Raw genomic sequence first — 19,641 nt, forward strand, 5'->3', positions numbered from 1 at the left:
GAATTTAGGAGAAATACGAAAATGGCAGCTAAAGATGTAAAATTTGGTAATGACGCTCGCATTAAAATGCTTAAAGGCGTTAATGTATTAGCTGATGCAGTTAAAGTGACTTTAGGTCCAAAAGGACGTAATGTTGTATTAGATAAATCATTTGGTGCACCAACAATTACTAAAGACGGTGTTTCTGTTGCTCGTGAAATCGAATTAGAAGATAAATTCGAAAATATGGGCGCACAAATGGTTAAAGAAGTGGCTTCTAAAGCGAATGATGCAGCAGGTGATGGTACAACTACTGCAACCGTGCTTGCTCAAGCAATTGTTAATGAAGGTTTAAAAGCTGTCGCCGCTGGCATGAATCCAATGGATTTAAAACGTGGTATTGATAAAGCTGTTGTTGCAGCTGTTGAAGAGCTTAAAAAATTATCTGCGCCATGTGCGGATTCTAAAGCCATTGCTCAAGTAGGTACAATTTCAGCTAACTCTGATGAAACTGTTGGTACTTTAATTGCTCAGGCAATGGAAAAAGTAGGTAAAGAAGGTGTTATTACCGTTGAAGATGGTACTGGTTTACAAGATGAGCTTGATGTTGTTGAAGGTATGCAGTTTGATCGCGGTTACTTATCGCCATACTTTATTAATAAACCTGAAACTGCAACTGTTGAATTAGATAGCCCATATATTTTATTAGCTGATAAAAAAGTTTCTAATATTCGCGAATTATTACCAGTGCTTGAAGCTGTAGCTAAAGCTGGTAAGTCTTTGTTGATTATTGCAGAAGACGTTGAAGGCGAAGCACTTGCAACATTAGTCGTAAATACTATGCGTGGTATTGTTAAAGTTGCAGCTGTTAAAGCTCCTGGTTTTGGTGATCGTCGTAAAGCAATGTTACAAGATATTGCAATCTTAACTGCAGGTACTGTCATTTCTGAAGAAATCGGTTTAGAACTCGAAAAAACTACTCTTGAAGATTTAGGTCAAGCAAAACGTGTTGTAATCAACAAAGACAATACAACTATTATTGATGGTGTTGGTGAAGAATCTTTAATTTCTGCGCGTGTTGAACAAATTCGTAAACAAATTGAAGAATCAACTTCAGACTACGATAAAGAAAAACTTCAAGAACGCGTTGCAAAACTTGCTGGTGGTGTTGCAGTAATTAAAGTTGGTGCCGCTACCGAAGTTGAAATGAAAGAGAAGAAAGCTCGTGTTGAAGATGCATTACATGCAACTCGTGCGGCAGTTGAAGAAGGCGTTGTAGCTGGTGGCGGTGTTGCTCTTGTTCGTGCAGCAACTACTATTTCAGAACTTAAGGGTGCAAACGAAGATCAAAACGTTGGTATCAAAGTTGCACTTCGTGCGATGGAAGCTCCATTACGTCAAATCGTTACTAACTGTGGTGAAGAAGCATCTGTTGTTGTTAATGCCGTTAAAGGTGGTAAAGGTAACTATGGTTACAATGCCGCAACTGAAGAATATGGCGATATGATTGCTATGGGTATTTTAGATCCAACTAAAGTAACACGTAGTGCATTACAATATGCTGCATCTGTTGCTGGTCTTATGATTACAACTGAATGTATGGTAACTGATTTACCTAAAGATGATAAGGCTGACTTAGGTGCTGCTGGTGGTATGGGTGGCATGGGTGGTATGGGCGGAATGATGTAATTTTTCGCAAAAAACCACTCTACTTTATATACATACCAAATATACCATCCACGCATAGCGTGGATGTTTTTTATGATCTAAATATTATCTTATATACTGATATTTTCTTATATTAAAAATGATTTTTATTGTAAAAATTAAGCCCTAAGTAAAAAATTACGGAATTAAATTTAGTCAGTTAATCATTTCAAAGAATTGCTATAGTTTATTTTGGAAAAGATGCAAAATCACGTGTTTAAATGATTGATACTGGTGTTTACTGTCTACAAAAAGCTTATAGAGACTTTGGTAATGACTTTAACAGGTTTGAAAAAATTAAATCGCTTATTGAAATTACCGATACTTTTTATACCTAGGAGAAAAAGGTAAAATATGAAGTGCATTATCCAATGTTAAAGAAGAGAAAAAGTAGAGTGACAAAAAAGAATTACCGAAGTTGCAACTGAAAAATGAGATCCACTTAGCAGGATATAAATACTTCATAGTATAGAAGCCTATAGTTTTGTAACAATTAAAGGAAGCTAAGATAGTTTTCTTCAATCATTTTTGAGGAGAATAGCGGGTTTAAGTCGTAATTTGCTTTAGATAGAATATACCGATTTATAAAACATTCGAAACTTAGCTATATAAAAATATTTTTTTATTTAAAATACTAAATTGTCATATGTTGATAAAGTGTGATTAACCCAATAGAGATAAGCACTAATCCACCAAAAAGCTCAGCCCGTTTACCAATTAAACAGCCAATTTTATTACCCAATAATAACCCAATAGTAACCATTGTACAGGTGGCTAGTCCAATCATTGATGCAGAAAAAAAGATATTAACACTTGCTAATGCTAAGCCAACACCAACGGCAAATGCATCTATACTGGTTGAAATTGCTGTAAAAATTAGCGTTAGAAAAGATTTTTTTGATGATGTTAATTCATCTTCTTGGCAATTTCCATCCGACTGTTTCTGGCTGTTATATATCATATTAATTCCTAAAAATAGCATGACAGCAAATACAACCCAATGATCCCATTGTTCAATATATTGAAGGGCAATGTAGCCAACTAACCAGCCAAGTAAAGGAGTAATAGCTTCAACAAAACCAAATAAAAGTCCGATTTTTAGCGCACTTATAAATGGCATTGATTTAAGTGAAACCCCTCGGCACAAAGCCACAGCAAAGGCATCGGTGGACATTGCCAGTGCTAATAACAAAATAGCCAAAAAACTCATGACATATACTCTTGCTTATAATTATAAAAAATTTATTACTCTTTAATAATTATTTACTTTTTGTTATTGAAAATAAATAATTAGCTATCTTCTTATCACCTTTACTTTGATAAAGCTTAGCTGTTTTTATGACGTTGTCTCGACGACTAGCATCATATTGAAAAAGTTGCCTGAACATTAAATTAGCTGTTTCTTGATCATCATTTTGTATTGCACAATAGCCATATTGTTCATAAGTGTCGGCTTTCCAGTGATGGTGATCAAGCGCAATGCTTTGTTCAAATTGCTGTTTTGCTTCTTGATAACGATCCCTACCACATAAGAAAGAACCATAATGAACGTGATATAAAGCATTGCCTGGTTCCATTAAGGTAATGCGTTTATAAATCTGTTCAGCTTCTTGGAATTCGCCAACGTGCTGATCAAACATTGCCATGGCTAACATTACCTGAGGATTATTAGGGGAATATTGTGCTGCTAATTTAAAATTATAATGTGCGGCTTTAATATTTTCTTCTGATTCATCCGCTTTAGCCAAATAACCTAGTCCTAATCTCATTCTTGCTAATGCTGCTACTTCTGGGTCAAATTCTTCATTATTTTTCATTTGACATCCAAATAAAGTTAATATAGCAAAATAAGCTAATAATATTACAAACTTTTTCATTAATTTTCCCTTTCTAAGTTTTTATGTGTATTTGTTTATTCTGTTTGCTGAGCAAGGCTTTGCCTTTTGTATAGTGTTCTTTTAGTGCGATCAACTACTTCTCCCGCCAATTGACCACATGCAGCATCGATATCATCACCACGTGTTTTACGGACTATCACAGTAAATCCACACCCCATTAATGTTTTCATAAAGCGATCAATTCGTGTATTTGAACATCTTGAATAAGGTGCACCAGGGAATGGGTTCCAAGGAATTAAATTAATTTTACTTGGTACATTTTTTAAGAATACTGCAAGCTCATGAGCATGCTCAACACTGTCATTTATTTGATTAAGAAGTACATATTCGATAGTGACTTTACCATGGTTAGCATTGGATGTTGAAAGGTATCGCAGAATCGAATCGCGTAGCATGGACATATTATATTTTTGATTAATCGGCATGATTTCGCTACGAATAACATCATTAGGAGCATGAAGCGAAATGGCTAGTGCCACGTCAATCATACCGGCGAGTTTATCTAATGCTGGCACTACGCCTGAGGTCGAGAGCGTAACGCGCCTTTTGGAAAGACCATAACCAAAATCATCTAACATGATTTCTATTGCAGGAACGACATTTGATAAATTAAGTAATGGCTCGCCCATGCCCATCATTACTACGTTAGTGATAGGTCTATCAACCAATTTACCTGTAACTCCGATCGCATTTGAGGCACGCCATACTTGCCCAATAATTTCAGAAACGGTTAAGTTACGATTAAAACCTTGCTGAGCAGTTGAACAAAATTTGCATTCAAGTGCACACCCTACTTGCGAGGAAACACATAGTGTAGCCCGATCGCGCTCGGGGATATAAACAGACTCAATCATCTGGTTATTACCTACATCAAGTGCCCATTTGATAGTGCCATCAGATGAGCGCTGCTCTATAGCAATTTTAGGGGCTTTGATCTCAGCTAGTGTTTTTAATTGTTCACGTAACTTTTTATTAATATCTGTCATTTGATCGAAGTTATCAATACCAAAATGGTAGATCCATTTCATTACTTGATCTGCTCTAAATGGTTTTTCGCCTAATGAAATAAAAAATTCACGTAATTGCTGGCGAGTATAATTCAATAAATTTATTTTTTCGTTTGTTAGTTTATTTATATTGAGATTGGTTGTATTAGGATTCATTGTGTTTGTTAAGTTTGAGCAATTAGTAGATATATTTGATGTAGATGATATTAACATGTGGCCTCGTTTTTACACATTATGGCTATTTCAATTTTTAGGGAAAGGATTATACTGTTTTTCACAAAATCTGGCTAATAGAATATAACTAATATTTAGAATGAAAAAACGATCAGCAAAATTGAAAAAAAAATTCAAATTAACCCAAATGCTAACCTTACTTTTATGCTCAACTACAGCTATGGCACAAACAATTCCATTAACTAAATTGCTTGGGCAATTTGACGAAAAAAAGGATGATAATTTTATCTCACTGGATTCAACAGTGTTAGAGGTAAATAAAAAGGGGATGTATCTCCAAAAAGAAGCTACACAGCAGTTAATTAAAGCCTATCATGACTTTCGAAAATCCTACCCAAACATTCCTTTTATTGTAGTTAGTGCAACACGTAATTACATGTATCAAAATTCGATTTGGCAGCGTAAATGGAATGCATTATTACCAAAGTTAAGTGACCCACAAAAAATTGCTAAAGAAATTTTACAATACTCATCAATGCCGGGAACTTCTCGTCATCATTGGGGAACTGATATTGATATTACCAGTGTTTCATCGGAATATTTTCAATATGATCCAAAAGGCATTATTCTATATAAATGGCTTCAAGAAAACATGCCCAAGTATGGTTTTTGCCAAGCCTTCAATGAAGGCCGAAAAGGTGGGTATCAGCCAGAAGAATGGCATTGGTCATATAAACCTATTGCTAGCCAGTATATTGCAGAATATAAGGCAATATTAGAACACTATCCAAACACAATTACACAAGTTTTAGATTTTATAGGTCATGATAAAATTGAGCTAGAAAAACTAGTTAAAGAGTACGTGTTAACTGTCAATAATGACTGCTACTAATATTTTATTAACTGTTTTTTATAAAGCTAAAGCTTACGCCAATAAGGTAAGCATATTGTTACGATTAGCCCGCCGTCATCACGATTAGTGGCTTGAATGGTACCGTTATGCATGATAACCGTCTTTCTAGCAATCGCAAGCCCCAAACCATAACCTTTTCCTAATTGTGGTGATTGAATTCTCACAAAAGGTTCGAAAATGCTTGATAGCTTACTCTGTTCAACACCTGGACCGCGATCTTTAACTTCAATTTGTAAATACTTGCCTACTTCTTTTAACGATACTTCTACAGTTTGCCCAGGTCTAGAAAAGCGGATAGCATTCCGGATAATGTTTTCAATTGCTCGACGAATTTGCTCTGAATTCCCCTTAACAATAGAATGGGCGACTGGTGACAATACAGAGTGAACATGAATTGATTGATGATTAGCTTCATAATTGGCATCATTAATTACAACACGGATTAGGTCTTTTAAATCAAAATACTCGTCAGTTCGATTATTCATTTCAGCGCGAGAATAATTTAAAATTTCGCCAATTAATTGATCTAATCGTTGTGACTCTAACTCTATTCTTTCTAAAGCTGTATCAATATTTTGCTTATTTTGCTGCGCAAGACCAATCGCTAATTGTAACCGAGCTAGTGGTGTTCTAAGTTCATGAGATACATCATGAAGGAGTGCCTGGCGATCTGATATTAAGATGTTAAGTTGTTCAACCATCATGTCAAAATCCTTGCCTAGCTCACTAAGCTCATCGCGACGAGGTTTCAATTTATTAAATAATCTGACAGTAAGATCGCCTTGGGATACTCGGAAAAAACCTTGCCTTAATAGTCGCATAGGTCTGGTCAAGTTCCATGCTAAAAAGAGACTGAAAACAAGCCCTACACAGACCCCCATTAACACAATTGGCATCGGCATATTAAATAGCGCTTTTTTAACATGATCGTCTTTATCTTTATCTTCTTTAAACGAAACAGCGTAAATTGTACCATCGGGGGCAATTGCCGTACGTTGGTAAATATACGTTGGTGGTTCTAATTCATCTGTGATGATATTAACTTGGTCATTCTGAGGAGAGATCAACTTTATTGAAAGTAACATTCGTTCGCGTTCAGGCAAATGTGCTACAAAATTAAGTGTTTCATCTTCCCCAGCTACATGTAATAACTGAGCAATCATATCAACTTTTGTTGGCATATGATTGAGAAATCGTTGATTTTTATTTTCGATATAATAAGAAAACGCAATCCAAGTCAATTGGAAAGTAAGATAGAAAATAGTCCAAAAGATAACGAGTATTTTCCAAAATAATCGACGATTCATATCAACTCTACTATTGCATTAACGGATACGATAACCAACTGCTCTAATAGTTTCTATGGTCACGATATTTTGTGCAACTTGGTGTAATTTTTGGCGAATATTACTGATATGCACATCAACACTACGATCATAGAGTTCCCTAGCTCTACCTAATCCGATTTCAGACAGTTCTTCTTTAGTAACTACTCGCTCGCTGTGTTTTACAAGTAATACTAGCAAATTAAACTCGGTAGAAGTTAAATCAATAACTTGCCCATTCCAAGTACATAACCGTTGAGGAAGATCTAGTGTTAAACCATTAAAATGATATTTTTTATCATCAACTGTTTCCACTGAGCGCTCATCAAAGCGACGTAGAACCGCACGTAATCTGGCTAATAATTCACGAGGATAACATGGCTTCGGAATATAATCATCAGCTCCTAATTCTAATCCTAAAACGCGATCAATATTATCACCTTTAGCCGTTAACATAATAACTGGCATATTACAGTTCTGACGGATACTCTTAAGAACATCAATACCATTAATATCAGGTAACATTACATCTAAAATTGCTGCACGATATTTACCCGATAACGCTGCATCAATACCGTCTTTACCCAAATAAACACTTTTGATATTAAAACCTTCGTTGGTCAAATATTCACTAAGCATCTGTGATAGTTCAATATCATCATCAATTAATAAAATATTTATCATAATCGCCATTATTATTTAATTTTAAGTATTTATATTATTACAATAATAAAAAAAAAGTCAGGTAACTTTACTAAAATATTACATATTTTGAGCTGTTACTGGTTATTTTATTTACTATTTAATAATGTAAAGGAGTTTGCTGCAAACCGCAGGTTTAATCTAAATTTAATATAAAATTCAATTAAATAACGTTTTTATAAATAAGCCTATTAGCTATAAACGATAAAATCATTATATAGCCATTGTAAAATCACATCATTTAAAACTTACTTAATTTATAATAAAATATAATTAAATAAATTGTTAATTTTTTCATCTTTTAACATTACTACTAAAAAATAGAATAACAAATAGTATGATAGTAGCTAATTAAATTAGTGAAAGGTGAAGCTCTCCCATTTTTGATTGTACAAAACTAATCTCTTTATCATTAGCTACCGCTATAGTACTATCTTAATAAATGATATCAAAAAATTGATGCTTACAAGGCGTATAATGTTATAAAAAATAGAATGGGTTCAACATTGCCGAGTATTATAAGTAAAAATCGAATAATCAAAGCATTATTCATAATAAAGTGGAAGCTTCAATTAATCATTTAAAGAGGGATTGTGAATAACAGGACGAAAGTAATCGATAAATAACCTATTAATATAATGTCACATAAACCTTGATTTATAAAAAACATGATGGCTAGCTAAATGTTTAACCGGTTTTTATATAATCAATTAGTAAGTTTTTTAAAAAATCTTCTGGACAATATTATTTTTTATGCGTAATATTTCGTCCTACTTCTACGGTGGCTATAGCTCAGTTGGTAGAGCCCTGGATTGTGATTCCAGTTGTCGTGGGTTCGAGTCCCATTAGCCACCCCATTTTATTTATGCATAGCGTAAATGGTATCTAACGGCGAGTAGCGCAGCTTGGTAGCGCAACTGGTTTGGGACCAGTGGGTCGGAGGTTCGAATCCTCTCTCGCCGACCAATTTTAAATAAAAACCTATTTTAGAGCAGGAATCTTTATTGCCTGGTTTGTAAACTATTAGAGCTGATAATAAATCGAGTCGATCTTTCTGGTTCATTTACCCTCCCCCCAAAAAAAATTTGATTGTCATGATAGGATCATATTTCCTTAATTTTGCTTATTCCATAATTCATGGATTGCTAACTATAATCGCAATTTTAATGCATTAAATAATGCATTAAAGATGAAAATCTAAAATTATATAACGCCACGTTATCATTTTCTTATCAACAAAAATAATTCTTATCTAACTTGTTTTATGGTGATATTTTGCTTTAATAGAAAATATCTCTTCATATAACCTCTACTTTTGGAAATACATTATGAAAAATGTTGGTTTTGTTGGTTGGCGTGGAATGGTAGGCTCGGTTCTTATGCAACGTATGATTGAAGAACATGATTTTGATCATATTAACCCTATCTTTTTTTCTACTTCTCAAGCGGGTCAGGCCGCTCCTACATTTAGTGGTAAAGTAGGAATATTACAAAATGCTAATAATATTGATGCCTTAAAAGCATTAGATATTATAGTTACTTGCCAAGGTGGGGATTATACCTCCATAGTCTATAAAAAATTACGTGCGACAGGATGGCAAGGGTATTGGATAGATGCAGCATCAACACTACGAATGGAAAATGATGCCATTATCGTTCTTGACCCAGTCAATAAAGCTAATATTCATGAAGCGATAAATAAAGGCATCAAAACTTTCGTGGGTGGCAACTGTACGGTGAGTTTAATGTTAATGTCACTCGGTGGTTTATTTTCTGAAAACTTAATTGAGTGGATCTCTGTTTCAACTTATCAAGCCGCCTCGGGCGGTGGTGCTCGTCATATGCGAGAGTTACTTACCCAAATGGGAGTATTAAACGCAGAGGTTGCCAAAGAACTACAAGATTCTCATTCTTCTATTTTAGATATTGAGAGAAAAGTGACCCAAAAAATGCGTGATGGTAGTTTACCAACTGATAATTTCGGTGTGCCATTAGCAGGAAGTTTAATTCCTTGGATTGATAAGGCGCTTGATAATGGTCAAAGCAAAGAAGAATGGAAAGGGCAGGCAGAAACCAATAAAATTTTAGGTACCAGTCAAATTATTCCGGTTGATGGACTTTGTGTTCGTATTGGAGCACTACGTTGTCATAGCCAAGCTTTTACTATTAAATTGAAAAAAGATATTAGCGTCTCTGAAATTGAAAAGCTGCTTGCTGCTCATAATGATTGGGTAAAAGTTGTGCCGAATGATCGTAATCTTTCGATGCGTGAACTTACCCCTGCAGCAGTAACAGGTACTTTAACAACACCTGTTGGGCGCTTACGTAAATTGAATATGGGCAAAGATTACCTTTCTGCTTTTACTGTTGGTGATCAATTATTATGGGGGGCGGCAGAACCATTACGTAGAATGTTGCGTATTTTAGCGTAAATTAGAATAAAAAAGCTCGATTTATCGGGCTGTATTTTTATTCTAATAAACTACTGTTCTTTATCGTCCAATAATGCCATTAATAATGATCCATTAAATAAAGCTTGCTGCACTAGTGCAAATGCACCAATCGCTGATCTATCGTTAAGTGATGAGCAAGTAATGGTAAGGTTTTTGCGTAGTTCTTCCAAGCTTTGAGTGTTTAATGAACTAGTTACCGCATTTAATAGTATTTCTGGCGATTTAGTGAGTTCTCCTGCTAGCACGATTCGTTGAGGATTGAAGATGTTAACCATAATTGCAATCGCTCTACCAAGGTTTTCACCCGCATCTTTGATCAGTTTTATAGCTAATGCATCTCCTTGATTTGCATGTCGGCAGATATGATTAATGTCACAGTGCTCAACTGTTAATTTGGATACATAGCCTTGCTTAATCATTAGCCTAGCTCGGTGTTCAATGGCTTTATTGACTACGCGGTTTTCTAAACAACCAAAGTTACCACAATGGCAACGTTCACCTAATGGATCGACTTGAATGTGTCCGACTTCACAAGCGCTTTGATTATGATTAGTTAGCAGTTGTTGATTAACAATAACGCCTGAGCCTACACCACGATGAACTCTTATTAAAATCGAGTCATCAACACCTTGTGTCGAGCCGAAATAACTTTCAGCTAATGCTAAACTTTGAATATCATTACCAAGAAATATAGAAACATTAAACTGCTTTTGTAATATTTCAGCTAAATACCATGCGTTAACTTGAATATGGGGCATATAACGAATGATACCACGCACTGAATCAATCAAACCAGGAAGCACAACCGAGATAGCAACAAGATGCTTAATTTGTTTCCCCTTTTTTTGAATAAATTGTTCAATTAATCCAATTAAATATTCCTGTGCAAGCTTCTGTTCAAAGGTAGTAAGCGGATGGATTTCTAATGCTAAGCTGTTAGCTCCAAGATCATAAAGTTCAATGGTTACATGAGAACGACTTAATTGAATGCCAATCGCTTGATAATGACTGAATTTAGCTTGTATTGATACCGCAGGTCGACCACCGGTCGATTGTTGAGTATTGACTTCTTTAATTAGTTCATTTTTAATCAGCTGTCGGGTGATTTTTGTGATACTGGCTGGTGCTAATTGGCTTATTTCAGCAAGCTGGATACGAGAAATCGGAGCTTGCTGAACAATCAAACGATAAATCATAGCATAATTTAGCTGTTTGATAAGTTCAGCATTTCCGACTAAGTGTAGATAATTAAATGACATACTTTATCTCAAAATTTTCATTAATTATCATTACATTCTAATGACTCATTTTTCCATTAACAACCGTTTTAACGATTGTAAAATCGTGACGAAATACAACAAGGTTGGCAATTTTCCCTTCACTTATGGTTCCAAGTTTTTTATCAACACCAATTGCTTTGGCTGGGTAAAGGGTTGCCATTCTTAATGCTTCATCTAAGGCGATCCCAACATATTCAACTACATTTTTTACAGCTTCAATCATGGTTAAGGACGAACCACCTAATGTGCCATTTTTATCAACGCATCGCCCATCTTTATAATAAATAGTTTTACCTGCAAATACTGCTGACTCTAAATTGGATCCAGCAAGTAGCATTGCATCGGTAATTAAAATCAAACGATCTTGTTTAATTTTGTGGCTATTACGAATATTTGCCCAACTAACATGCTGACCATCAGCAATAACGCCCACATAAACTTCTGGCTCGTCATAAATTGCTCCAACTACACCTGGTTCACGCCCAGAAATATAAGGCATTGCATTAAATAGGTGAGTCCCCAAACGGATACCATCATTAAATCCACGACGACAATCATCATAATGTGCATTAGAATGACCAACCGATACATGAATACCTGCATTTACTAGTTGTTTGATAATATGACTTTCAACTCGTTCTGGTGCTAACGTGATAATTTTTATTACATCTGCGTTTTCGCAAAGGAAATCAATCATTTTTTGAGAAGGTTGACGAATGATGTTTTCGTCATGAATGCCTTTCTTTTCAGGGCTAATATAAGGTCCTTCCAGATGCAAACCTAAGGCCTGATTTGGATGTGTGGCTAAATATTCACGCATAACCTTAACAGCTTTTATCATAAATTCATCAGTTGAGGTAATTAATGTAGGCAAATAGCTAGTACAGCCATAAATAAGGTTTGTTGCCTGCATTGCTTCTAACGTTTCAACACTTAATGCATCGAGCGTCTCATTGAATTGTACACCTCCACAACCATTGACTTGAATATCAATAAAACCTGGAGAAAGCATTGCGCCTTGTAAATTTTCAATAGTGATATCTGAAGGTAATTCGTTTTGTTTACAGATTTTTGCAATCTTATCGCCGTCAATAATAACAGCGTGATTTTCAAGAATCTCATAACCAGTATAAATACGACAATTTATTAATGCGTACATTGATTTATCCTTTATAAAATGGTTACTTTAAGGTTATCAGCTTCCATTTGTTTAAAATATTTTAACGTTTTTACTTTAAGATCATCCGTACTTGGTTCATCACAAACAATAATTGATGTTGGATGCATTTGAAGCGCAGTTACTGTCCAAAGGTGATTAATAGAGCCTTCAACACCAGCCTGAAGAGCTAAGCTCTTGTTATGACCACAAACTAATAAAATGACTTCCTGTGCATCCATTAAAGTTGCAACACCAATAGTCAGTGCATGTTTTGGAACTTGATTTACATCATTATCAAAGAAACGAGAATTTGCAATACGAGTATCTTCTGTTAACGTTTTAATACGAGTACGAGAACAAAGAGATGAGCCTGGTTCATTAAAAGCAATATGCCCATCTTGCCCAACACCCCCAACGAAAATATTGATTTTGCCATAAGCTCTGATCTTAGCTTCATATTGACGGCATTCTTCATCAATATTTGGAGCATTGCCATTTAATATATGGATGTTGTTTTTATCAATATCAATATGATTAAAGAAATTTTCGTACATAAATGTGTGATAACTTTGAGGGTGATCTTCTGGAATCCCAACATATTCATCCATATTAAAAGTCACTACATGTTTAAAACTAACATTACCAGCTTTATAATGTTTAATTAATTGCTGATACATAACTAGAGGTGAGCTTCCTGTCGGTAAACCTAATAAAAATGGACGATCTGCTGTTGGGTTAAATTGATTAATTTTATTAACAATACGCTCTGCAACCCAAGCCCCCACTTCTTTGGCATTTTGTAAAGGAATTAACCTCATGAAATACTCCTTCATCTGATATAATTAAATAACTTCTTTTTTTTTTAAGTAAAAAATGTTTGCTTAATATTACTATATTAAAATAAATAATCAAAAAAAATCGTGATTAAAATCACATAAAATGAATAATTAATTTGCGAAGTAAAATAAATAATATAGATTGAAATAATAATACTTAATTATCATCGCTTAAAGATGTAAAATTTTATTACTTTTTATTATATACCCCCTAATAACTATATGAGGTTAAACTTATGGGAATTTTAGCTTATATGCAACGTATCGGGCGTTCGCTTATGGTGCCAGTGGCCGTCCTACCTGCTGCTGCAATATTACTAGGGATTGGTCAGTGGATTAGTCATATGGAATGGATTAGTCATATAAACTTATTTGGACTTATGGAATGGGATGCTAGTATTGTTGCTAAATTTTTAATGACATCTGGTAGTGCGATTCTTAGTAATATGCCAATACTTTTTGCTATTGGTGTGGCTTATGGTATGTCTAAAGATAAAGATGGTGCAGCTGCACTTTCTGGTTTAGTAGGCTTTTTAATTATAACTACCTTATTATCACCGAAATCTATTGCTTTCTTTCAGGGAATAGACACAGAGATCGTTAAAGATTGGCAAAAACTAGTGCCGCCTGCTTTTAATAGCATCAACAACCAATTTATTGGTATTCTTGTTGGTATTATTGCTGCTGAACTTTATAATCGCTTTAGCCAGGTTGAATTACATAAAGCACTATCTTTCTTTAGTGGAAAAAGACTAGTACCTATTGTTGTCTCGGTTGTCATGCTGTTAGTTTCAGCTGTTTTATATTTTATTTGGCCAACTATTTATGATGTACTAGTTACTTTTGGTAAATATATTAAAGAATTAGGATCTATTGGTGCTGGTATTTATGGGTTTTTTAACCGCTTACTTATTCCTGTTGGTTTACACCATGCTTTAAACTCAGTATTCTGGTTTGACGTGGCTGGTATCAACGATATTCCTTATTTCATAGGTGGACAAACCTCTATTAATGAGGGTAATGCCGTTGTAGGTGTTACTGGACGTTATCAGGCTGGATTTTTCCCTGTTATGATGTTTGGTCTGCCTGGTGCCGCACTAGCTATGTACCATACGGCTAAAAAAAGCAACAAAGATAAAACTGCATCAATCATGTTTGCGGCTTCTATTGCTGCATTTTTTACTGGTATTACTGAACCACTAGAATTTGCCTTTATGTTTGTTGCGCCAGTACTTTATTTTTTACATGCGGTTTTAACGGGTATCTCACTTTATATTGCAGCCGCAATGCAATGGATATGTGGATTTGGTTTTAGTGCAGGTCTGATTGATATGGTACTTCAATCAGTTAATCCCCTTGCTGTCCATTGGTATATGTTAATCTTTCAAGGTTTAGTATTCTTTGCGGTCTACTATTTAGTATTCCGTTTTGTAATTGTAAAATTCAACCTTAAAACACCGGGTCGTGAAGATGAAGATACTACGGTTTCATCAACTGAACAAACCCAGAAAAAACAAATTGTTGGTGATACAACTAAGCTTGCTGAACAATATTTAAATATTGTGGGTGGCAAAGAAAATCTAACTAATATTGACTCTTGTATTACACGGTTGCGTTTAGGTGTAAATAATTCTGATCTTATTGATGAACAAGCAGCCAAGGCACTTGGGGCAATGGCTGTTATTAAATTAGGTAAAACGGGCGTGCAAATTGTTGTTGGAACGCAAGCAGAAAAAATAGCAGATCAAATGAAAAAGTTAGTCTAATTAATTGGAATAAATTAGTCATTACTTAGCACGATAATAATCCGCTCTGTTAAAGCAATATTGTTGAAAATAGGGTGGATTATTTATTGCATCCATATATTTAGCATATAATTCAACTAAATGGATTATATGAACCTTACTTAAAATTATTAGCACTCTTTTATATTTTTGTTCGAAGTTTTTCCTAAGAGAGAAATATTATATATCCTAAAGATAAACTTTAGTTTTAAATTAAAGCCGTAAAATTACATCTTGAATGGTTAATAATTGAGCTATTGCTTGGGGAGTAATCATTTTGCTAGGAATATTTCGAGTCATTTTGTTAATATTTCTAATTTTAAGTGAGTCTTCACATACATACACATCATCAATATCATAAAGTTCAAGCATGTTAAATGTGGCAATATAGTCACGCATTAAAATTTGCTGCGGTTTTTGATCCGGTAGCAGATGAAACACTCCATCGCCAATAAAAAATACTGATACCTGATTAATATCTGACATAGCTAAAGCAAGATCGAGTGCCTCTCGACCTTTGGCATTTCCATGAGGGGGAGCACTAATAATAATCGCCACTTTTTTCATTTGAGTGCCTTAATTTTAAAATTGAATCGTTCTATCCGTCGTTGCAATCGATTCGCTTAATTCACCAAGACCTGTTAACTCAAAGTGATCGGCAAGATTACTTTCGATGACGCCACGTCGTTGCGCTGCAGCGATACAAATTGTTAACGTGATAGAATACTTGCTTGCTAGTTCCTGCCATGCCTTAACTAAATCAAACTCATCATTAGCGGGCTCAGTAAACCGATTCCCATTATATATACCATCTGCATAAAAAAAGATATTTTTAATTTTATGCATTGTGTTTGTTAGTAATGCTTGTGCAAATTGATATGCACAATAAGCAGATTGGGTCCCATAGGCAGGACCCGTAACAACCAACGTATAGGTAAGTGAACTAATCAAAATTATTTAGCTGATTTTGTTGATTGAGATGATTTTGTATTTTGATTCTCAATGCCAATGAGTTCAACTTCAAAAACTAATGTAGAAGCAGGTTGAATACCAGCTTTATCGCCTAGACCAGGAATATTTTGATCACCATAAGCTAATTCTGGAGGGACAACTAATTTAATTTTTCCACCGACACCAACGAGTTGAATTCCTTCTACCCAACCTTTGATTACAGTATTAAGTGGGAATTTTGCTGTTTCACCACGGTCATAAGAGCTATCGAATTTACGTCCATCAATTAGTGTGCCTGTGTAGTGAACAATAACGGTGTCGTCAGCAGTTGGGTGAGGACCAGAACCATCTTTAACAATCTGATAAAGTAGGCCAGACTTGGTTTTTTTTACCCCCTGTTGTTTGGCAAAGTTTGTACGAAATTTTTCACCATTAGCTGTATTTTCTGCTTTTTGTTTTTCAAAACGTGCAGTTGCTTCTTGTTGAAGACGTTGACCAAATTGCGCCAGAATTGATTGGATTTCATCTTTCGTTAATCGAGATTCACCGCGAAATGTCTCGTTAAACCCATTAACTACATAATCAGTATCAATGTTAATTTGTTCGTTTTCTAGATTTCCTTTCAAATAGGTAGCAAATGAAGAACCTAATGCATAAGCTTCTTTTTGAGCATCAGTTGAAAATGCAGTATTACTTGTAGTGCTTTGACTAGTTACTGGTAAATGTTTATTTTCAAATTTATTTTTTTCATTACATCCAGCTAAAGCTAACATGATTGCACTACTTAGTAATGTTATTTTTATCAATGATTTCATTTTTAATTCTCCTAGTTGAAAATCTGGCTAATAATTTTTTATTATATAATATTTTATATACTATTATATAGCGTTTACCAATCATTTATGCAATAAATTTATTTTAACATATTATTAACGTTTTCAATTAAATAGATTGCAGTGCTTAAATCATTCTTGAGTGAAATAGCTATCCTCAGTTATAATGTATAAAGTTTACAGTAATATATAAGGATAGCTATTTTGACTACCGAACTTAATACCCTTGATATTGAAGAAATCATTAGTTTATTACCGCATCGTTATCCTTTTTTGATGGTCGATCGCGTGATTAGTTATGAAAAAGGTAAAACATTAAAGGCAATAAAAAATGTCACCGTTAATGAACCTTTCTTTCAGGGACATTTCCCGAATAAACCGGTTTTTCCTGGTGTATTAATTTTAGAAGCCATGGCACAAGCGACAGGTATATTGGCATTTAAAAGCATCGAAGAACTATCACCAGGGCAACTTTATTATTTTGCTTCAATTGATAAAGCACGTTTTAAACGGCCTGTTGTGCCAGGTGATCAGATTATACTTGATGTTGAATATATTAAAGAGCGCCGAGGTATTGCATTATTCCATGGTGTTGCCACCGTTGATGGTAATTTGGTTTGCGAAGCTGAAATGATGTGTGCTCGCAAATAATATTATTTTAAAAATATCCTAAAAGCAGTTTCAAGGAAACACTATGGCAACGGAAATACATCCAAGTTCAGTGATTGAGAAAGGTGCGAAAATTGGCGATAACGTCAAAATTGGTCCTTTCTGCTTTATTGGTGAAAATGTTGAAATTGGTGACGGGACGTTTTTAAAGTCACACGTTGTTATCAACGGACACACCAAAATTGGCAAGGATAATCAAATTTATCAATTCACTTCCATCGGAGAAGTTAACCAAGATCTGAAATATCGAGGTGAACCAACACGTACTGAAATCGGTGATCGCAATATGATTCGCGAAAGCGTGACTATCCATCGTGGAACAGTACAAGGAGGGGAGTTAACCCGTATTGGTAGCGATAATCTCTTGATGATTAATTCGCATATTGCACATGATTGCCATGTTGGTAATCGCTGCATTTTAGCTAATAACGCTACTCTTGGAGGGCATGTTCAACTAGATGATTATGTCATTATTGGTGGTATGACTGCGGTACATCAGTTTTGTGTAATTGGAGCCCATGTTATGGTTGGTGGCTGTTCTGGTGTTGCACAAGATGTTCCCCCTTATGTTATTGCACAAGGCAATCATGCAACGCCACATGGCGTAAATTACGAAGGTTTAAAACGCAGAGGGTTTGGCAAGGAAGCATTACAAGCCATACGCAGTGCTTATAAAATTCTTTATAGGAATGGTTTAATGTTAGACGATGCAAAAATTGAAATTGAAACTATTGCTAAGCAATACCCAGAAATTAAACTATTTATTGACTTTTTTGCACGTTCAACACGCGGCATTATCCGTTAATGACAAATAAACCGTTAACAATTGCGATCATTGCAGGAGAAGCCTCTGGCGATATTCTTGGTGCAGGATTGATTCTTGCACTAAAAAAACATTATCCAAATATTCACTTTGTGGGTATTGCTGGTCCTAAAATGCAAGCCGAAGGCTGTCAAGCTTGGTATGAAATGGATGAATTATCCGTTATGGGGATTATTGAGGTACTAGGCCGATTACGCCGGATCTTAGCAATTCGCAAAGATATTACCGAGCGTTTAATAGCACTTAAACCTGATATATTTATTGGTATTGATGCCCCAGATTTTAATCTTCCGTTAGAAGGAAAATTAAAGCGAGCAGGCATAAAAACGATTCATTATGTTAGCCCATCAGTTTGGGCTTGGAAGCAAAAGCGCGTTTTTAAAATAAAACGTAATACCAACCTTATTTTAGCTTTTCTTCCATTTGAAAAGGTATTTTATGACAAGTTTAATGTGCCATGTCGTTTCATTGGTCATAAAATGGCAGATGATATTCCATTAAAACCAGATCAAACCGCTATGCGTCAACAATTAGGCGTTCCAATCAATTGTCGTTGTTTAGTTTTATTGCCAGGTAGCCGTCATGCTGAAGTCACTTTATTATCAGAACCATTTTTAAAAGCAGCTCAATTATTGCATAAGCGTTATTCGGATTTGCATATTGTGGTACCTCTAGTTAATGCTAAAAGGCGAAAAGAGTTTGAACAAATTAAAGCACAAGTTGCACCAGAACTTAAAATGCAACTATTAGACGGACAAGCTCGTGAAGCAATGATTGCTAGTAATGCCGCAATCTTAGCATCAGGGACTGTAGCATTAGAATGCATGTTAGCTAAGTGCCCAATGGTGGTTGGCTACAAAATGAAAGCATTCACTTTTTGGCTAGCTAAAAAATTAATTAAAACGCCTTACGTGTCTTTACCTAATATTTTAGCAGGTAAACAGATTGTGCCCGAATTGCTACAACAAGACTGCACACCAGAAAATATCGTTACCCATATTATCCCTTTTTTAGAGAAAGATAATTTAGCATTGAAAGATACCTTTCTCACATTGCATAAACAAATCCGTTGTAACGCTGATGAACAAGCAGCACAAGCTGTATTGGATATTTTAAAAGAATAATACCTGTAGAGTAATATTAGAGGA

The 19,641-nt window shown here is 35.0% G+C and carries 18 protein-coding genes and 2 tRNA genes; 9 read left to right on the plus strand and 11 right to left on the minus strand.

Annotation, left to right across the window (positions count from 1 at the left end; genetic code table 11):
- The first annotated feature begins 21 nt into the window (after window positions 1-21).
- Window positions 22-1,668, plus strand: coding sequence for a chaperonin GroEL (gene groL, locus A9G48_RS02325; protein WP_034947316.1), 1,647 nt, complete (start codon window positions 22-24; stop codon window positions 1,666-1,668).
- Between the two features lie 652 nt (window positions 1,669-2,320).
- Here groL and A9G48_RS02330 read toward each other — a convergent pair.
- From A9G48_RS02330 to A9G48_RS02340, 3 genes are read right to left on the minus strand one after another with little or no spacing between them, the layout of a single operon-like run.
- A complete protein-coding gene (locus tag A9G48_RS02330; RefSeq protein ID WP_034947312.1) occupies window positions 2,321-2,896 on the minus strand; it encodes a manganese efflux pump MntP in 576 nt (191 codons plus the stop codon).
- Between the two features lie 49 nt (window positions 2,897-2,945).
- Window positions 2,946-3,563: a tetratricopeptide repeat protein gene (locus A9G48_RS02335; protein ID WP_051825355.1), complete on the minus strand. Its 618-nt coding sequence runs from the start codon at window positions 3,561-3,563 to the stop codon at window positions 2,946-2,948.
- Between the two features lie 35 nt (window positions 3,564-3,598).
- Window positions 3,599-4,747: a bifunctional tRNA (adenosine(37)-C2)-methyltransferase TrmG/ribosomal RNA large subunit methyltransferase RlmN gene (locus A9G48_RS02340; RefSeq protein WP_141672943.1), complete on the minus strand. Its 1,149-nt coding sequence runs from the start codon at window positions 4,745-4,747 to the stop codon at window positions 3,599-3,601.
- Between the two features lie 178 nt (window positions 4,748-4,925).
- On the opposite strand from A9G48_RS02340, the gene A9G48_RS02345 reads away from it, so the two are divergent.
- On the plus strand, window positions 4,926-5,657 hold the full coding sequence (locus A9G48_RS02345) for a M15 family metallopeptidase (protein WP_162174527.1): 732 nt from the start codon (window positions 4,926-4,928) through the stop codon (window positions 5,655-5,657).
- A gap of 26 nt (window positions 5,658-5,683) precedes the next feature.
- Here the strand turns inward: A9G48_RS02345 and A9G48_RS02350 are convergent, their stop codons facing one another.
- Both A9G48_RS02350 and A9G48_RS02355 read right to left on the minus strand, forming a co-directional pair.
- Window positions 5,684-6,985, minus strand: a complete 1,302-nt coding sequence (locus tag A9G48_RS02350; protein ID WP_034947306.1) for an ATP-binding protein — start codon at window positions 6,983-6,985, stop codon at window positions 5,684-5,686.
- 18 nt (window positions 6,986-7,003) lie between these two features.
- On the minus strand, window positions 7,004-7,684 hold the full coding sequence (locus tag A9G48_RS02355) for a response regulator transcription factor (protein ID WP_034947655.1): 681 nt from the start codon (window positions 7,682-7,684) through the stop codon (window positions 7,004-7,006).
- 802 nt (window positions 7,685-8,486) lie between these two features.
- On the opposite strand from A9G48_RS02355, the gene A9G48_RS02360 reads away from it, so the two are divergent.
- From A9G48_RS02360 to asd, 3 genes are all read left to right on the plus strand, one after another.
- Window positions 8,487-8,562, plus strand: a tRNA-His gene (locus A9G48_RS02360).
- A gap of 32 nt (window positions 8,563-8,594) precedes the next feature.
- Window positions 8,595-8,671: transfer RNA gene (locus A9G48_RS02365), tRNA-Pro, on the plus strand.
- 362 nt (window positions 8,672-9,033) lie between these two features.
- Entirely contained in the window at window positions 9,034-10,137 is a 1,104-nt protein-coding gene (asd, locus tag A9G48_RS02370; RefSeq protein WP_065575744.1) for an aspartate-semialdehyde dehydrogenase, read from the plus strand.
- A gap of 50 nt (window positions 10,138-10,187) precedes the next feature.
- On the opposite strand, the gene A9G48_RS02375 is transcribed toward asd, so the two are convergent.
- Genes A9G48_RS02375 through nagB form a run of 3 tightly spaced genes read right to left on the minus strand, consistent with a single transcriptional unit; the run spans window position 10,188 to window position 13,415 of the window.
- Window positions 10,188-11,417 (minus strand): ROK family protein, encoded by a 1,230-nt coding sequence (locus A9G48_RS02375; protein WP_034947300.1) that lies wholly within the window; start codon window positions 11,415-11,417, stop codon window positions 10,188-10,190.
- 37 nt (window positions 11,418-11,454) lie between these two features.
- Complete coding sequence (gene nagA, locus A9G48_RS02380) at window positions 11,455-12,597, minus strand: N-acetylglucosamine-6-phosphate deacetylase (protein WP_034947297.1); 1,143 nt, start codon at window positions 12,595-12,597, stop codon at window positions 11,455-11,457.
- Between the two features lie 11 nt (window positions 12,598-12,608).
- The gene (gene nagB / locus A9G48_RS02385; protein ID WP_034947294.1) at window positions 12,609-13,415 is read right to left on the minus strand and encodes a glucosamine-6-phosphate deaminase; all 807 of its coding nucleotides are present in this window, start codon (window positions 13,413-13,415) and stop codon (window positions 12,609-12,611) included.
- Between the two features lie 254 nt (window positions 13,416-13,669).
- Here nagB and nagE point away from each other — a divergent pair, with 254 nt between their 5' ends.
- Window positions 13,670-15,199, plus strand: a complete 1,530-nt coding sequence (gene nagE, locus A9G48_RS02390; protein WP_034947291.1) for an N-acetylglucosamine-specific PTS transporter subunit IIBC — start codon at window positions 13,670-13,672, stop codon at window positions 15,197-15,199.
- Between the two features lie 231 nt (window positions 15,200-15,430).
- Here the strand turns inward: nagE and tusC are convergent, their stop codons facing one another.
- Genes tusC through fkpA form a run of 3 tightly spaced genes read right to left on the minus strand, consistent with a single transcriptional unit; the run spans window position 15,431 to window position 16,983 of the window.
- Entirely contained in the window at window positions 15,431-15,784 is a 354-nt protein-coding gene (gene tusC / locus A9G48_RS02395) for a sulfurtransferase complex subunit TusC (RefSeq protein WP_034947288.1), read from the minus strand.
- A 15-nt stretch (window positions 15,785-15,799) separates the two neighbouring features.
- Window positions 15,800-16,165 carry a sulfurtransferase complex subunit TusD gene (gene tusD / locus A9G48_RS02400; RefSeq protein WP_065575752.1) on the minus strand — a complete coding sequence of 122 codons (366 nt, stop codon included), beginning with the start codon at window positions 16,163-16,165 and terminating at the stop codon, window positions 15,800-15,802.
- A 5-nt stretch (window positions 16,166-16,170) separates the two neighbouring features.
- Window positions 16,171-16,983, minus strand: a complete 813-nt coding sequence (gene fkpA, locus A9G48_RS02405; protein WP_034947285.1) for an FKBP-type peptidyl-prolyl cis-trans isomerase — start codon at window positions 16,981-16,983, stop codon at window positions 16,171-16,173.
- A gap of 222 nt (window positions 16,984-17,205) precedes the next feature.
- Here fkpA and fabZ point away from each other — a divergent pair, with 222 nt between their 5' ends.
- Genes fabZ through lpxB form a run of 3 tightly spaced genes read left to right on the plus strand, consistent with a single transcriptional unit; the run spans window position 17,206 to window position 19,617 of the window.
- Entirely contained in the window at window positions 17,206-17,652 is a 447-nt protein-coding gene (gene fabZ, locus A9G48_RS02410) for a 3-hydroxyacyl-ACP dehydratase FabZ (protein ID WP_034947282.1), read from the plus strand.
- 43 nt (window positions 17,653-17,695) lie between these two features.
- Window positions 17,696-18,475 (plus strand): acyl-ACP--UDP-N-acetylglucosamine O-acyltransferase, encoded by a 780-nt coding sequence (gene lpxA, locus A9G48_RS02415; protein ID WP_034947280.1) that lies wholly within the window; start codon window positions 17,696-17,698, stop codon window positions 18,473-18,475.
- On the plus strand, window positions 18,475-19,617 hold the full coding sequence (gene lpxB, locus A9G48_RS02420) for a lipid-A-disaccharide synthase (protein WP_034947277.1): 1,143 nt from the start codon (window positions 18,475-18,477) through the stop codon (window positions 19,615-19,617). The genes lpxA and lpxB overlap by 1 nt, the downstream gene beginning before the upstream one ends.
- Window positions 19,618-19,641 lie beyond the last annotated feature (24 nt).

The organism is Gilliamella sp. wkB18 (assembly GCF_001690875.1).
Classification (GTDB): Bacteria; Pseudomonadota; Gammaproteobacteria; order Enterobacterales; family Orbaceae; genus Gilliamella; species Gilliamella apicola_A.

Excerpts from the sequence above, each read along its gene's own strand:
- nagE (WP_034947291.1), top strand. The coding sequence starts at position 13,670 with ATGGGAATTTTAGCTTATATGCAACGTATCGGGCGTTCGCTTATGGTG.
- tusC (WP_034947288.1), bottom strand. The coding sequence starts at position 15,784 with ATGAAAAAAGTGGCGATTATTATTAGTGCTCCCCCTCATGGAAATGCC.
- nagB (WP_034947294.1), bottom strand. The coding sequence starts at position 13,415 with ATGAGGTTAATTCCTTTACAAAATGCCAAAGAAGTGGGGGCTTGGGTT.
- A9G48_RS02375 (WP_034947300.1), bottom strand. The coding sequence starts at position 11,417 with ATGTCATTTAATTATCTACACTTAGTCGGAAATGCTGAACTTATCAAA.
- lpxA (WP_034947280.1), top strand. The coding sequence starts at position 17,696 with ATGGCAACGGAAATACATCCAAGTTCAGTGATTGAGAAAGGTGCGAAA.
- A9G48_RS02330 (WP_034947312.1), bottom strand. The coding sequence starts at position 2,896 with ATGAGTTTTTTGGCTATTTTGTTATTAGCACTGGCAATGTCCACCGAT.
- A9G48_RS02350 (WP_034947306.1), bottom strand. The coding sequence starts at position 6,985 with ATGAATCGTCGATTATTTTGGAAAATACTCGTTATCTTTTGGACTATT.
- groL (WP_034947316.1), top strand. The coding sequence starts at position 22 with ATGGCAGCTAAAGATGTAAAATTTGGTAATGACGCTCGCATTAAAATG.
- nagA (WP_034947297.1), bottom strand. The coding sequence starts at position 12,597 with ATGTACGCATTAATAAATTGTCGTATTTATACTGGTTATGAGATTCTT.
- lpxB (WP_034947277.1), top strand. The coding sequence starts at position 18,475 with ATGACAAATAAACCGTTAACAATTGCGATCATTGCAGGAGAAGCCTCT.
- A9G48_RS02335 (WP_051825355.1), bottom strand. The coding sequence starts at position 3,563 with ATGAAAAAGTTTGTAATATTATTAGCTTATTTTGCTATATTAACTTTA.
- fkpA (WP_034947285.1), bottom strand. The coding sequence starts at position 16,983 with ATGAAATCATTGATAAAAATAACATTACTAAGTAGTGCAATCATGTTA.
- asd (WP_065575744.1), top strand. The coding sequence starts at position 9,034 with ATGAAAAATGTTGGTTTTGTTGGTTGGCGTGGAATGGTAGGCTCGGTT.
- A9G48_RS02340 (WP_141672943.1), bottom strand. The coding sequence starts at position 4,747 with ATGAATCCTAATACAACCAATCTCAATATAAATAAACTAACAAACGAA.